Below are 14,203 nucleotides of genomic sequence, written 5' to 3' on the forward strand. Positions count from 1 at the left end.
ATGCCTGACGCGGCTCCAGGGTCCGTTCAGCGCATCGATCAATGGCTTTGGTTTGCACGGATCGCCAAGTCCCGGACATTGGCGCAGGCGTTAATTGAGCGTGGGAAAGTCCGCATCAATCGCGAAAAGGTATATAAGACAGCTACGATCGTTCGGCCGGGCGATGTCCTCACGCTTTCACTCGGGCCACGCGTTCTCAGCATCGAAATCCTCGGTATTGGGACGCGGCGTGGGCCATCCTCCGAAGCAGTGACGCTCTACCGTGATCTTGCACCTGCGCCGCAGCGCACCACGTCGACGACTGAAGGGGAAAACGAGCGGACCAAAGCGGATCCGCAGCAGGCTTTGCGCTCCGAAGGAACCGGCAGGCCGACGAAGCTCGAGCGACGGCAGTTGGACAAGCTGCGGGGCAGAAGGTGAACTGTGACGCCCCGTCCACCTAGGCAGCCGTAATGCCTATGCTAATAAAGGCGCCGCTAGATCGAGCCGCCGGGTTGGGAGCGTCGTGCCCCAATCGTCAATCGATCGTCTTCGATGGACCAGGATTCCGAATGACCTACGTCGTCAATGAAAAGTGCATTAAATGCAAGTACACCGATTGCGTCGAGGTCTGTCCCGTAGACTGCTTCTATGAAGGCGAGAACATGCTCGTCATCCATCCTGACGAGTGTATCGACTGCGGCGTCTGCGAACCCGAGTGCCCGGTCGACGCCATCAAGCCGGACACCGAGCCGAACTTGGAAAAATGGATGGAGCTCAACCGCCAGTACTCGGAAGTTTGGCCGAACATCACGGCCAAGAAGGCAGCCCTTCCCGAAGCCGAGGCCGTCAAGGACGAGACCGGAAAGTTCGAGAAATATTTTTCTCCAAATCCGGGCTCTGGCGACTAAAATTTGCTTTCCCGCGACGGATTAAACCCGTCCGGAGCAATTCATGGCTAAGGCATTGGAATTGCGCAGTATTTTAAAGAAGGTCTTAATCTCGACCAGATTGTCTCAGAACGCCGCCCTTCATTTACCCCCAAAACTGTGTTAGGGTCAGTCGTGATGGCGTTAAGTCTGCACAAATCCGGAACGGCCGCGAACAAACAGGGGCTGCCTCGCTCAAATGGGCAGCTTCTTATAAGGCGTTATGGGGCGTCGCTGGGCCACTTCAGAGTCGGACAGGATTTGCAAAGCTAGGCCACAAAAGAGCGCGCAGGGGAACGGCTTCCCGTCAAAGGAGGCTCGGATCAATGCGCGCATGTTGTTCGGATGCAACAAGGATCCGCAACACTGATGCTCCGCCCCCACAGGGTGGACTGACGGCCGAGCCGACCCGTCCGGCGAGGCCCAGTATGCGAGAGTGAGAGATCGATATGGCTCAGAAGAAAAAAGCTCCGGTCGTCCCCAAGTCCGCAGCGAAAACCGCCGCGCGAAAAACCGTTCCTCTGAAGTCCACCGCGAGCGCCACGAAGGTCGCCGCGAAGCATCCTGCTAAACCGAAAATTGAAGCTCCCGTCAAGGCGAAGGTAGCTCAGCCGGCCGCTGCTAAGCCGGTCAAGAAATCAGTTCCAGTAACCGCGGCGCCTGCGAAGGCGGCGCCTAAGATCGAGGCCACTTCCGTTTTGAAAAAACCGCTCCCGCATACGCCTGCAACTGCCCATCTCGCTGCCAAGGCTGCTCCCGCGCCGCAGCGCACTGTTGCCGTTCCGGCTAACGCGCACAAAGCGGCGAGCCAGAAGCTCACGGCGCCGGTCGCTCCCGCCCAGCAGCCCGTCACGCCGAAGGCAATTGCTGAAAAGGCTGCAGCTGCCCGCCAGATCCTGGCCGTGCAGAAGAAGCCGGTTAGCCAGCGTCACGGTTTCAAGGCCAACGAATTCGTCGTCTATCCGGCCCACGGCGTCGGCCGCATCGTCGGCATCGAGGAGCAGGAAATCGCGGGCATGTCGCTCGAACTCTTTGTCATCACGTTCGACAAGGAGAAGCTGACGCTGCGCGTGCCGACCGGCAAGCTTGCAAGCGTCGGAATGCGCAAGCTCGCGGACGAAGCTCTCGTCAAGAAGGCGATGGAAACGTTGAAGGGCCGCGCGCGCATCAAACGCACGATGTGGAGCCGTAGGGCGCAGGAGTACGTCGCGAAGATCAACTCTGGTGATTTGATTGCGATCGCCGAAGTCGTACGCGATCTCTATCGCTCCGAAGCTCAGCCCGAGCAGTCGTATTCCGAACGTCAGCTCTACGAGGACGCACTCGACCGCATGGCGCGCGAACTCGCGGCTGTCGAGAAGCTTGACGATCGTGGCGCGGTTCAGAGGATCACCGAGATCCTTTCGAAGAGCGCCAAGGGACGTCGCTTGGCTGAAGGCGAGTCGGTCGGCGAAGCCGCCTAAGACCGAAACGCAGACACTTACAAATTATAGCGCTCGGTTCCGCACCTTCCGGCGGGGCCGGGCGCAACTCTTTTTGGCGCCATCATCATCAGATCGGATCGCCCGGCGCTCGCACCGAAAGGAGCGGGTTCAACGGACTTTGATTGCTGACAGTGGCGGGAGCCCCGGGCGGCTGCGGTATTTCAAGCTGCGAAGGATCGGTAATGTCGATCATCGGGCCATTCCGCCGCTCGATCCATCCGCGCACCACGACGGTCTTGGCTGTCAGGCCATCGAGCGCGCGGTCGAACTCGGGATTTGCAGCAAGAACTTTCTTGTCGACGCGCGCGGAGAAATCCGTTTGCCAGTCGTTGCTGAAGTTGATGTACGTCGCGCTTTTCGTGCGCCCGATGGAAACGACAGTGCCCGTCACGCGAACGTACTTGCCGCGCAGCTTCATCACTTCGCCTGCGCGGTCGGCGGGCAAAGTGCGATAGACGCCGTTATTCCAAAGCCCTAACCGCTTCTCCCGCGCTTCCGCTTCATGCGCGAGAAGCTCAGCCGAGCACGCAAAGCTTTCGGGAAACCCGTAGGCGCGGGCAAAGCCTTTGGCGAGCAGCGCTCCCTGCACCCAGCTTTGCCGTCCGTGATCATCCACGAAAACGTGCGCGAGCGTCCGCCCGTAGCGGTCGGTACGTCGGCCCGCGAACGCGAGTTTGATCTTCTTCGCGAGGACGAGATCCGATAGCGCCTTGATGGTGTCGGTTTCCGGAGGCCATGCCCCTTGAGCGGCGTTGGCGTCGCGTGCCCTGGGCGCGAGTGCGCCGATCAGACGGACGACTTTACCATCATCGAGAATGATTGTTTCGCCATCGACGATCCGCGTGACCGTCCGAATGGGGCCAGGCTCTAGGGTGCATGGTGTAGGAGACGCAGAGGGCTGTGCCATAAGGCAAGGCGGAACAAGTAGTCCCACCGCGCCGAACACATATGCCGCCCATCGCCTCGCCATCCTGAATAGAAATCATAAGCGGGGCCGGCCGCCAAGAACGACGATCGAATTGGCGGACAACTTCAGTTTTGATCGCGCTTTTGAGCGCTCAGAAGCGGTGGACGAAGCCGAAGCTGAACTTATTCATCGAGGCCTCGACCTCGTCGCGGCCAGCTGGCAGTGAATCGAAACTCTCGCTGGAGAACTCGACGCGCCGATATTCGAAGCGCAGGCTGTTGTTGTCGTTCCAAAGATACTCAATGCCGCCGCCGGAAGTCCATCCGGACAGCATATTGGAATCGCTGGCGCCGAGAGAGCCATTCCTGACTTCCAAATTGGCGAAGGCGTAGCCACCGGTCGCGTAGATCAGGGTGCGATCCCACAACAAATATCCCACCCTGCCACCGACCGAGCCGTCGAAATCGACGTGGCCTTTGTATCCGGAGGTGCCGTCTATGCGGGAGCTGTCGCCATACAGAAAATCGTAGCTCAAATCGGCAGTAGGTCCGAAAATGAAGTCATTGTAGCGGAAATCGTATCCGCCCGAGGCTCCGAGCGTGATGCCGTCAGCGTCCCTCAGCCGGCCGCCACTGGTGCTGAATGACAGGGTGTTATAGCCGAGCGACGGTTTCCAGTAGAAGCCTTCCCAGGACGACGGGAGCGGCTTTTCGACATAGTTCGGGACGATGAGGTTATAGGGGCTGCTCAGATTGCCGATAGGCTTCACTTCATCCGGAAGGCTCTGCGCCATTGCAACGTCTGCCGGTAACAATAACGGCGCCACGGCCAACGCAGACAAAATCTTTCTCATCAGAGTATTCCCCTCACGTCTCAGCCGCCGAGCAACGCCGCAAAGCGGGGCAAATTTGAAGGCCCTGTCCTGTTGAGACACAGCCTGGCCCACCGTCTATCCCCACCAGCCAGCGGAGTTTTCTGCAGCAGGATCATACTCTCGGCTACGTTAAGTATTTTGAAAAGGAGGCAATTTGAGCATTTCATATCTTCGTCGCGAGCGTGTCCGAAGAGCCTTCACCGCGGCCAGCATGGTCTTGCTCGCGGCGGGCTCTGGGCCAGCAGTTGAGGCGCGAGCACCAACAATGTAGCCGCGGGCAGCCCTCATCCCAGATCGCGTATTCGCCTTCCGGCCGCCTTCGCCAAGGCATGAAACGGCAACAGGCCCGCTTTTGCGGCCTGCCGAGCGCGGGTCCTGCGGAAGGCGCCTAAAGCGGCCTCGAGCCGCGGCCGTGCCCAAGATTTGCCTGCCGCAAAATCGTCATGACCCCCGCGCTTGACCTGCGCCGATGCTCACCGCATAGCTTTCCGGCGCACCGCGAAAGCGGTCAGCTCCCGGCAGTTCTCTGCCGGAAAGCGCGGACCGGCCCCGTAGCTCAGTTGGATAGAGCGACGGTTTCCTAAACCGTAGGTCACAGGTTCAAATCCTGTCGGGGTCACCACGCTCAAGCGTGACGCAGATGTCATCCGCACATGCGGGCATCGTTCGGAGCCACCACTTCGGAATCGCCGAGGTACGTCGACGCCGATTCAAATTTTTTAACGCTGTGCACGCCGTCGCCAGAAACGTTCCTTCTCACCGTAGAGCCAATTTTCAGTTCGCGTGAAAACACGCTTGGCGCTCCGCCTGCATCATTGCGCAAGGGAACGCCGGTCTCCCATCCGCATGCGATGCGCGGTGGCACCGCACGTATTTGAAAATTTTAAAAATTAGGGCTCAAGGAGATTCGTATGGAAACGTTTCGAAGCATGAAACCGCGACCGAAGTCGCTTCGCGCCGGGCTGCTTGCGACAGCTCTGTTAGCGGCGGGCGCATTCGCATCGATGCCCGCGCTTGCGCATGATCACGATGATGAGAGCGGACCGACGGTCAAGACGGCGGAAGGCCCCGTTCGCGGATTTACAAAATATGGCGTCAGCGTCTTTCTCGGAATTCCGTATGCCGCGCCACCCGTCGGCAATTTGCGTTGGCAGACGCCGCAGCCGGTGAAGAAGTGGAAGGATACCTACGACGCGACTGAGTACAAGAGCACCTGCCCGCAGGTGACCGAACTCGGCGCCTTCGCAGGACCTTCAAGCGTGAATGAAGACTGCCTGTATCTCAGCGTCTTCACATCGAACAAAAGCAACGGAAAGAAACCGGTTCTGGTCTGGATCCACGGCGGCGGTAACGTCGACGGCGAATCCAACGACTATGATGCAAGCAAGCTCGCAACGGGCGGTCCCTATGGCAAAGATACCGTCGTTGTCGTGATCAACTACCGCCTGGGCTTGTTTGGTTACTTCTCGCAGGCGGCGATCAACAACGAAGGTCATCTGTGGGGCAACTACGGCATCCTCGACATCCAGGCGGTGCTCCGCTGGGTTCAGAGAAACGCCGCTGCGTTCGGCGGTGACCCGACGAAAGTCGCTCTCGGAGGCCAATCCGCCGGTGCCCAAGACACAGGCGCGAACCAGCTTTCGCCTCTAGCGACCGGACTGTTCAATCGGGCGATCTACGAAAGCTCACCATTGTCGGCCTTGGCGAACGCCACGACCGCGCTGACGAACGGCAACAACTTTGCGACGGCCGCGGGATGCACCGGTTCCAACGTTTCCCAATGCCTGCGTAGCCTATCGGCGTCGCGCATCCTGCAGCTGCAAGGGACGCCAAACGCGAACGGCCCCTACATCACCGGCCCGTTCGTCGATGGGACCATCATCCCACGGCAGCCGGAAGCGGCCTGGACATCCGGCAACTTCAACAAGATGCCGACGATGGGCGGCGCCGTGAAAGATGAAGGAAACTTCGGTATTGGCATCACCGAATACTTCTCGGGGCCGCCACAGGTGCCGATGACGGTCGACCAATATAATGCTCGCGTAACAGGTGCCGTTGCGGCGCAGTACCCGCTCAGCAACTACGGCGGCAACACGCAGCTGGCATTTGATCGCGTCAGCACCGATCGCGGCAAATGCAGCGGTCTGCATGTTCTCAAATTGTGGGGACCGCAGATGGCGACGTATGGCTACGATTTTACCTATCAGAACGCGCCCTATTACTTCCCCAAGATGCTAGGCTTCCAACCCCTGGCCGCACACACCATCGACATCCAGTTTCTGTTCGCGAACTGGCATGGCGGTCCGTTGGGCGTGAATCTCGACCAGACGACCGGCGTTCCGCGTGAAATTCAAGGCGCCGAAGTCGTGCTGTCCGATCAGCTTGTTGCAGCGTGGACGAACTTCGCGGCAACGGGCAATCCGAACGGTAACGGGAACTCGCCTTGGCCGAAGGTCAACGGTTCGTCGGTGCAATTCTTGAATGAGAACACGCCGCTGTCGACGGAAGCGGAAGCTGACTACAGAGCCGCATACAAGTGCGATTTCTGGGATACGCAGATCGTCTATCCGGTGATGTAGTCACTCGCGCGGACTGACTTATTCGGGCGGGTGCATCTTCGAAGGTGCAGCCGCTCTTTAATTGGCCCTAAGGACAGAGAGCGCGAGCGCGTCCAGGCGTGATCCCGAATCGCTCCTTGAAGATGCGATTGAACGCCGATGGATCGCCGAAACCCCGGCGTGCCGCGACGGCATAAATCGGTTCATGGCGAAACGCTGGAAGGCAAAGATCTTTCCGCACATGGTCGAGTCTCTGCGATGTCACGTAACCGCAAAAGGTCATTCCCTTGTCGGCGCAAAGCTTGTGGACATAGCGGAGAGAGATTCCGAGCTTTGCCGCAGCCGATCTGGGTGAGAGATCAGGAGCATCCAGGTTTGCATTGATGTAGTCCAAGAGATCGCTCATCAACGATCGCTGGGCAACAATGCTTCGCGCCGGTCTCTCATGCTCCTTCGGAACTGCCAATGCCGCAACAGGCAACAGCGAACCAAAAACATTGAAAAGCGAGACGGCTTCAAAATCCGGAATGACGAGAAAGTACTCGGAGAGATAGCCGAGACAGGCGGTCAGTGGCGCAATCATGCTGTCCGCGGAAATCAACGCGCAGCCGAGATCCCCGTTCGCGGTTTCGAACGGCGCGAATTGGTTCCGATCGAAGCGAAACGCCAGGCACTCGAACGGCCCGTCGCACTTTTCCGTCATCACGACAGGATAGCGGCTCTCGTGAATGACGAGGTCTCCGCGCACGGCTGTAAAGTCATGCTGGCCCTGTTGAACGTGCAGCTCGCCCGAAAGCACGTAATTCGCGTAAATGCACTCGAACGGCGAACTGTCGAGTTCAGTCTTGTGACGTGCTGCGATGATCGGAGATGTCTTCATTTTGGCGACGGCACCCATCGGCAGCAGCAGGCCTTCGGCTCTGCCATGAAATGGGTCGTCCAGTTGCCGCTCTATTGACCACGGAAGAAATGCGCCACAGACGAATTTGCGAAAAGAGCTGAATGCAGCCGTCGAGGGCCCATAGTGGCTGTCCCACAGGCAGGTCTTCGATGTGGTGTGCTCGTTGACGAAGTAGTTCAACGTATGCCCCCCTGTACGCCGCGTTAAGGGTCGCTGCGCGTCCTGAACCTGCTGGGCGTGCAAGCGTACTTCGATTTGAAAGCACGGTTGAACGTCGAGAGATCGCCGAAGCCCCACCGGTATGCCATGGCCGCAATAGGCGGTCGCTTACTCGATGCAAGCAAGTCCCACTTGACCCTTTCGAGCCGCCGCTCGGTAACGTACGAACCAAACGTCTCGGTAGTGTTTGCAAAAAGCTTATGAATATATCGAACCGATACGCCGAGCTGATTTGCGACGAGGTGAGGTGACAAATCCGGATTGGAGAGATTGCGATCGATATAACGCAACACCTCGCGCAGTGTCCGCCCACTCTTGGCGAAGCTGATACTCCCCTCGCCGGAGTCAGCGGCCATCACCAAAGGCAGCAACGTAACGCACGCTTCGAAGAGGCCGGAAAGTTCGGCCTCCGATGCCATCGTGAGTTCCTTGACCAGAAGGTTCAAGCATCCTCCGAGAGGACCGGCCAATCTGTCGGCCCCGACAACCACGTTGCGAAAAATGTCGTCGGCGTGGATTGCGGGAGGAAATACGGACCTCCGGATAATGAACGCAAGATTGTCGAACGGATGGCCGGATCTCTCCGTCAATACGACGGGCTCGTAGCTTTGATAAAGAACGAGCTCACCCGGCTTCGCAAAATTCGTTCGTCCGCCTTGCTCGACCTTGAGCTCGCCAGAGAGGATCAGGTTGCCGTGAATGCAGTCGACGGCCGATCTGGCGATATTCGATTTCGTCTTCGTGGCGGAGATCGAAGTCATCCGCACTCGGCCGACGGTTCCGCTCTCGAAGCCGAGGCTTTCAACACGCCCATGGAAATCGTCGTCTATCAGTTCAGGCGTCCATGGCATGAACTCGTTGCAGATCGTTTCGCGAAAGTTGCTGAAGGCTTCAGCGTGCGGTCCTGACCGGCTATCCCAAACGGAAAGTCGAGCAGCGCTTGCGGGCGCGCCCTCCATAATCGACATTTCGTTTCCTCCCACCTACGGTTCTACGCCGCTTCGATGAGTGCCCGCTTCACAGTTCATCGAACGCGCGCCGGGTGTAATTTGTTTGCTTCTAGAGTACTGAAAGTCGTGAAGAATATGGTTTGTACGACCGTTTCTGCAGCGCTGTATAGAACGCGCATGGGGCGCGCGCTTGGCGGTGAGCGAACATTTCTTACGAGCCAGTGCACAAAGTTCATCTCTCGCTTTTGCGAGTTCGGATGGGTATGAGAACTGAGTTCGCATTCTCAAATGGCAAAAAATATCGATCCATCAGGGTCGGTAGGGAAAGCAGTTGCCGATCCGGATGAAATGAAATCGCCTAACACAAACTTAATCGCCATCGCCGCGGCCGTGGGCGTCGCATTGATGTCATTCGCTCTTTTCGAGCCGCAGCGCGCAATCGTCTCCTGCATCCTCGGCTGGGTGATGGTCGCCATCGCCGCTTACGATGCCGAGAACTTCATCATTCCCGACGTTCTGTCGTTACCGATGATTCCAGCCGGTCTCATCATCGTCTGGCTCTTGGACGACGGCGATGCCGGCCGGGCCCTAGTGCTCGAACACTTCCTGGCGGCAATCGCCGGCGGCATTCTCTTATATGCCGTTCGGTACGGTTACTATGTTTGGCGCGGGCGCGAAGGGCTTGGGCTCGGAGACGTCAAGCTCGCAGCGGTCGCGGGAGCGTGGACCGGACTTCAAGGCATGAGCAATGCCTTGCTGCTGGCCTGTGTGACGGCGATTTTCTGCGTGGCGCTTGTGCGCTTTCAGGGCAAATCTTCGGTCACGGCTACATCTGCGGTGCCATTCGGCGTCTTCTTCGGACCGGCAATCTGGGTGATCTGGTGCGTCAACGCGTTAGCCGCGCGAACGGAACTCTCCCAACTTGCGGCTTGGTAATCGCGTCTCGAGGGAAACCGACCCTCACTTTATCACCGACGCCCTACCTCCCGTTCCCCGTTCTTGAACGTCGACGTCCCAGGCCGTTGGCCTTGGCGCGAGCGATTGCATGCCGGCACGCAGCGCTTCGGCGGCATTGCTCGCATCTTCCGGATCGTGAATGACCGTCGGCCGGATAAAGACGATGAGCTCCGTTCTCACCTTGGTGTTGTTGGTATTTCCACCGAGAACGTCGCCGATGTAAGGGATTTTGTTGAGCACGGGGATGCTGGATTTCGAGCGATTCACTTCCTCGCGAATGAGCCCGCCGAGAACCACCATCTGGCCGCTCTGGACAGCAATCGTGCTCGTCACGCGCCGTTGCGATATCGTTGGCGTTAGCGACGCCGATGAAGATGAGCTCTGGCCTCCAGGGTCCTGAACCGCGCTCACTTCCTGCTGGATCTCCATCGTCACGAGACCGTTGCTGTTGATGCGCGGCGTTACGTTCAGGATGACGCCCGTATTCTTGAACTCGATCTCGTTGACGGTGGGCGAGTCCGGATTGATCACGCTCTGCGCCTGGCGTGTGATGATCGGAACTTCGTCGCCGACTTCCAAAGTCGCCGGCTGGTTGTGCAGCACGACGACGGATGGCGATGAAACGACCCGGACAGCAGTCTCCTGCGCCAGCGCGTCGAGGATCACGCGGGGATCTGATCCAACGGCCCCCGCAATAAGATTGAGGCCGGGCGCCACTGGCGCGATGGCAAGAGCATCGGCGGTGCTGAACCCGATTGCGCCGGCCTTGCCGTGGTTTTTCTGCAGATAGAATTGTACGCCGTAAGCCAGATTGTCGTTGAGCGTCACTTCAGCGAGCGTCGCATTGATGAGCACCTGCAACGGCGGTTGATCGATGCGCCGGAGGATCTGGAGGATCTTCCGGTAGTTTCGTTCAGATGCCTTGATCAGCAGCTTGTTGTTACGCTCATCCGGAGTGATCCGCACTTGATCGGACGACGATGAAGAGCCCCCCGATGACGCCGAGCTGTCATCTGCGGAGGTGTCGTCCGCGACTGCGGCTGGAGGCGCGCTCTTCAACGGACCGCTGCTGCTGCCGGAACTGCCCGGCGTATCGCTGCTAGCGAAACCCGACCCTGTGCCGGCAGAGCTGTTGCTGCCGCCGCTGCTGCCAAAGCTGCTTCCAAAACTGCTTCCGGTGCCCCCGCCGGAACTCATCCGGGAAGCTCCGGAAGTCGGTGCAACTTCTTTCTCTTCCGCGCCGCGAAGCGAGCCGCCGCTCGATCCCGAGAATGCCGCCATCAAGAGCTGCGCCAGATCTTTCGCGCGTCCGTTTTCAACCCGGTAAACATAGAAGTTGTTGTCGTCGGCGCCGCCGTGGTCGAGCCGCGAAATCCATTCCGCTGCCTTATCGATCGATTGCGATTTGGGCGCGAGCACCAGGATGGCGTTCAGACGCGCGATCGGCTGAAACTTGACGAGACCCCGGCCCTGCCGCTCCGTCTGGAAAACTTGCGCCAGTTCCCGGATGACGTCGTCGGGTGCTGCGTTGTTGAGCTTGAAGAGCCCCGCCGACTGCCCCTTCATCCAATCGACATCGAACATCGAAATGATTTCGACGACAGCCTGCCGCGCTTGGCTGGAACCGCGGGCGAAGAGAAGGTTGTTGTAAACGCTTGCGCGCAAATCATCCTGCTTGACCAACAGTCCATCGAGCATGCGCATGATCGCATCCGTCGAGACGTACCGCAGCGGGAAGATCGAAACGCCGTAACCGGCGCCGACCTCGCGACTTTCCTTGACGTAGTCGAACGCAGAGATGCCCTGCTGGCGCGCGTCGGCTTCCGGAACCACGCGGTAGACATTGTTTTCAATGAGGAGGGCCGCTTTATAAGTCGCGAGCACGCTCTCCAGGATTGAGATGAGCTGGGCCCGCGACACCGGTCCGCCGGTCGACAGCGTGACGCGACCTTCGACGTGTGAATCGAAGACGTACGTAAGACCGAGCGTGTCTTTCAGAACGACTTTTACGAACTCGGATAGCTCCGTATCGTTGAAATTCAGCTCATATCCCGAACTGCTTTCGCTCACGCCCGCATTCATTTGCCGCGTCGCTGAGGATGCGACGCGATTATCGCCGGGGAATTTCTCGGACAGCGCCTGCGGACTGCCGATCGCGCTATATTGCGGCCGGTTTACGGGCCTCGCGGCGGCAAGGCTCGCATTTGACAGCTTTGCCATCTCATCGGGCGGCTCAATGAGGGGCTTTTCGAGCGAAGAACACCCCGAGAAACTAACCGACGCAAAAAAACTTACGGCCAGACTCAACCAGCGACTCATAAACGGCTTCCTCTAGAAGTCCTACGCCACAATATTTTATTTGGACTTCGCGACACGCACTCCCAACAGAGCCACTGTGCTGCCGCTTCCATTCCCGCTGTACGCCCACGCAATAGTCTGCAGACGTAATCCGCAAGAAAATTTCGACACCGACCACATCGTTGGATCTACGTCTGTGGCCATGGCGTAACTTATGCTCCACGCCATCCCAGGTAGAAACCTGCCGTGAGTGAACTGAATTGGACGACAGTGCACTCTCGTGCCGTCATTCACCTTGCTGGTTAGCCTCTTCACAAAAAATACGGATGCGGCTCCGGCGCCTGCGGAAAAATTGGGATTTATAGAGCCTCGCTTTGTTGCTACGCTTTGAAGTTCCCCGGGTGGCAGCATGCGTATACGTCCCGGGGGGGTGGGACAGTGTTATGAGTGGCAGTTTCGAAGAGTACCTGCTGAGCGAGCGCATCGTTTCGCAAAGCGATCTCGATAGCGTCGGGAAGTTTCGCCAGGAGACGGGCGCTTCCATATTCTCCGCATTGCGAAAGGCGTCGGGTGTTCAGTCGCAAGCGCTCGTGCGCGCCGTGGCGGATTTTCATAAGGTCCCGAAAGTCGAAGAGACCGACTGGCAGAAATTTCAGCCGCCGCAAGCGAGCATCTCCTACGCATTTCTGCGCGAAAACAAGGTGTTTCCGTTCGGCGAAGTCGACGACGGCGTGCTTCTCGCGATGGAAGATCCGTCGGATGTTCAGTCGATAAACGCCGTCCGCATCGCGCTTCAGCGCGAAATCCTGCCGCGCGTTGCCTCGTCCGAAGACATCATGTCGGCGATCGAGCGCGCAGCGCGCGAACGCGGCAGTTCCGCGATGTGGCAGGACACGGCGAAGGCCGCGCCGGGCGCCGACGACGTCGAGCACCTCCGCGATATGGCGCTCGGCGCACCGGTCGTGCGCTTCGTCAACCAGATGATTCAGCACGCCGTGCATGCCCGGGCGACTGACATCCACATCGAGCCGTTCGACGGACGCGTGGCGATCCGCATGCGCGTCGATGGCATGCTCCGCGACGTCGCTCCACCGCCCGCGCAAATGGCCAAGGCCGTCGTTTCGCGCGTCAAGATTCTGTCGGGGCTGAATATCGCCGAACGCCGCCTGCCGCAGGATGGCCGCTCACGAATCCGGATCAACGAGCATCGCCTCGATCTGCGCATCGCCACCATTCCGACGATCCACGGCGAGGCGGTCGCCATTCGTCTGCTCGATAACGTCAGGCGGATGCTCGACTTTGCCCCGCTCGGCTTTGGCGCGCGCGACGAGCGGGAAATCCGCAGCCATCTCTCGGCGCCCTACGGCTTGATGCTGGTGACGGGTCCGACCGGTTCGGGCAAGACGACGACGCTCGCGACAGCGCTTTCGCTGCTCAATCAGACGCACCGGAAAATTCTGACGATCGAAGATCCGATCGAGTATGAGCTCGACGGCGTCAACCAGACCCAAGCCAAACCGTCAATCGGCCTCACCTTCGCCGACGCGTTGCGCTCGTTCCTCCGGCACGATCCTGACGTTCTGATGGTCGGCGAAATGCGCGACGGCGAAACGGCCAGCATCTCCATTCACGCGGCTCTGACGGGCCATCTTGTCCTGTCGACGCTGCACACCAACACCGCCGCCGGCGCCGTTCCGCGGCTGCTCGACATGGGGATCGACGCGTTTCTCCTCGCGTCCTCTCTGAGGTGCGTCGTCGGCCAACGGCTGGTTCGCGTGCTCTGCCAGCATTGCAAGCAACCCTCGGACGAAGAGCTGACACTCGGCAGCATCGAGCAACGGCGTTTGATCGGAGGCGAAGGCCATTGGCGCGCAGTCGGATGCGAACGCTGCTTTGGCACCGGCTACAGCGGACGCATCGTGATTGCGGAAGCCATGACCGTCGATGACGAAATTCGTCAGCTGATACAGCCGAACGCCAGAACGGCCGACATCGAAGCGGCCGCCCGTCGCAACGGCATGACCACGATGATCATGGACGGCCTTGCGAAATGCCGCGCGGGCATCACCACGCAAGAGGAGGTCCGCCGCGTCGCGCTCGACATTTAACGGCACTTAGAAAAAGCGCCGTCACACAAAAAAAGAAGA

Annotated in this window: 11 protein-coding genes and 1 tRNA gene; 7 read left to right on the forward strand and 5 right to left on the reverse strand. The window is 59.1% G+C overall.

Annotated elements, in window-relative coordinates; translation table 11 throughout:
- From AC1DK3_RS16740 to AC1DK3_RS16750, 3 genes are all read left to right on the forward strand, one after another.
- Positions 1-420 (forward strand): RNA-binding S4 domain-containing protein, encoded by a 420-nt coding sequence (locus tag AC1DK3_RS16740; protein WP_477193377.1) that lies wholly within the window; start codon positions 1-3, stop codon positions 418-420.
- 131 nt (positions 421-551) lie between these two features.
- Complete coding sequence (fdxA, locus tag AC1DK3_RS16745) at positions 552-890, forward strand: ferredoxin FdxA (RefSeq protein ID WP_477193378.1); 339 nt, start codon at positions 552-554, stop codon at positions 888-890.
- Positions 891-1,357: 467 nt separating this feature from the next.
- Positions 1,358-2,371: a CarD family transcriptional regulator gene (locus AC1DK3_RS16750; RefSeq protein WP_477193379.1), complete on the forward strand. Its 1,014-nt coding sequence runs from the start codon at positions 1,358-1,360 to the stop codon at positions 2,369-2,371.
- An 88-nt stretch (positions 2,372-2,459) separates the two neighbouring features.
- Here the strand turns inward: AC1DK3_RS16750 and AC1DK3_RS16755 are convergent, their stop codons facing one another.
- Complete coding sequence (locus AC1DK3_RS16755) at positions 2,460-3,299, reverse strand: thermonuclease family protein (protein WP_477193380.1); 840 nt, start codon at positions 3,297-3,299, stop codon at positions 2,460-2,462.
- Between the two features lie 151 nt (positions 3,300-3,450).
- Positions 3,451-4,152 carry an outer membrane protein gene (locus tag AC1DK3_RS16760; RefSeq protein ID WP_477193381.1) on the reverse strand — a complete coding sequence of 234 codons (702 nt, stop codon included), beginning with the start codon at positions 4,150-4,152 and terminating at the stop codon, positions 3,451-3,453.
- A gap of 566 nt (positions 4,153-4,718) precedes the next feature.
- Between AC1DK3_RS16760 and AC1DK3_RS16765 the strand changes: the two genes are divergently transcribed.
- Positions 4,719-4,795, forward strand: a tRNA-Arg gene (locus AC1DK3_RS16765).
- A 289-nt stretch (positions 4,796-5,084) separates the two neighbouring features.
- On the forward strand, positions 5,085-6,752 hold the full coding sequence (locus tag AC1DK3_RS16770; protein ID WP_477193382.1) for a carboxylesterase/lipase family protein: 1,668 nt from the start codon (positions 5,085-5,087) through the stop codon (positions 6,750-6,752).
- Between the two features lie 67 nt (positions 6,753-6,819).
- Here the strand turns inward: AC1DK3_RS16770 and AC1DK3_RS16775 are convergent, their stop codons facing one another.
- A complete protein-coding gene (locus AC1DK3_RS16775) occupies positions 6,820-7,812 on the reverse strand; it encodes an AraC family transcriptional regulator (protein ID WP_477193383.1) in 993 nt (330 codons plus the stop codon).
- A gap of 23 nt (positions 7,813-7,835) precedes the next feature.
- Positions 7,836-8,819, reverse strand: coding sequence for a helix-turn-helix domain-containing protein (locus AC1DK3_RS16780; RefSeq protein WP_477193384.1), 984 nt, complete (start codon positions 8,817-8,819; stop codon positions 7,836-7,838).
- A 270-nt stretch (positions 8,820-9,089) separates the two neighbouring features.
- Here AC1DK3_RS16780 and AC1DK3_RS16785 point away from each other — a divergent pair, with 270 nt between their 5' ends.
- Entirely contained in the window at positions 9,090-9,737 is a 648-nt protein-coding gene (locus AC1DK3_RS16785) for a prepilin peptidase (protein ID WP_477193385.1), read from the forward strand.
- A 24-nt stretch (positions 9,738-9,761) separates the two neighbouring features.
- Here the strand turns inward: AC1DK3_RS16785 and gspD are convergent, their stop codons facing one another.
- Positions 9,762-11,978, reverse strand: coding sequence for a type II secretion system secretin GspD (gene gspD / locus AC1DK3_RS16790; protein WP_477193386.1), 2,217 nt, complete (start codon positions 11,976-11,978; stop codon positions 9,762-9,764).
- A gap of 521 nt (positions 11,979-12,499) precedes the next feature.
- Between gspD and AC1DK3_RS16795 the strand changes: the two genes are divergently transcribed.
- Complete coding sequence (locus tag AC1DK3_RS16795) at positions 12,500-14,164, forward strand: GspE/PulE family protein (RefSeq protein ID WP_477193387.1); 1,665 nt, start codon at positions 12,500-12,502, stop codon at positions 14,162-14,164.
- Positions 14,165-14,203: the final 39 nt, after the last annotated feature.

It is taken from the genome of Hyphomicrobium sp. 01T421 (assembly GCF_056398805.1).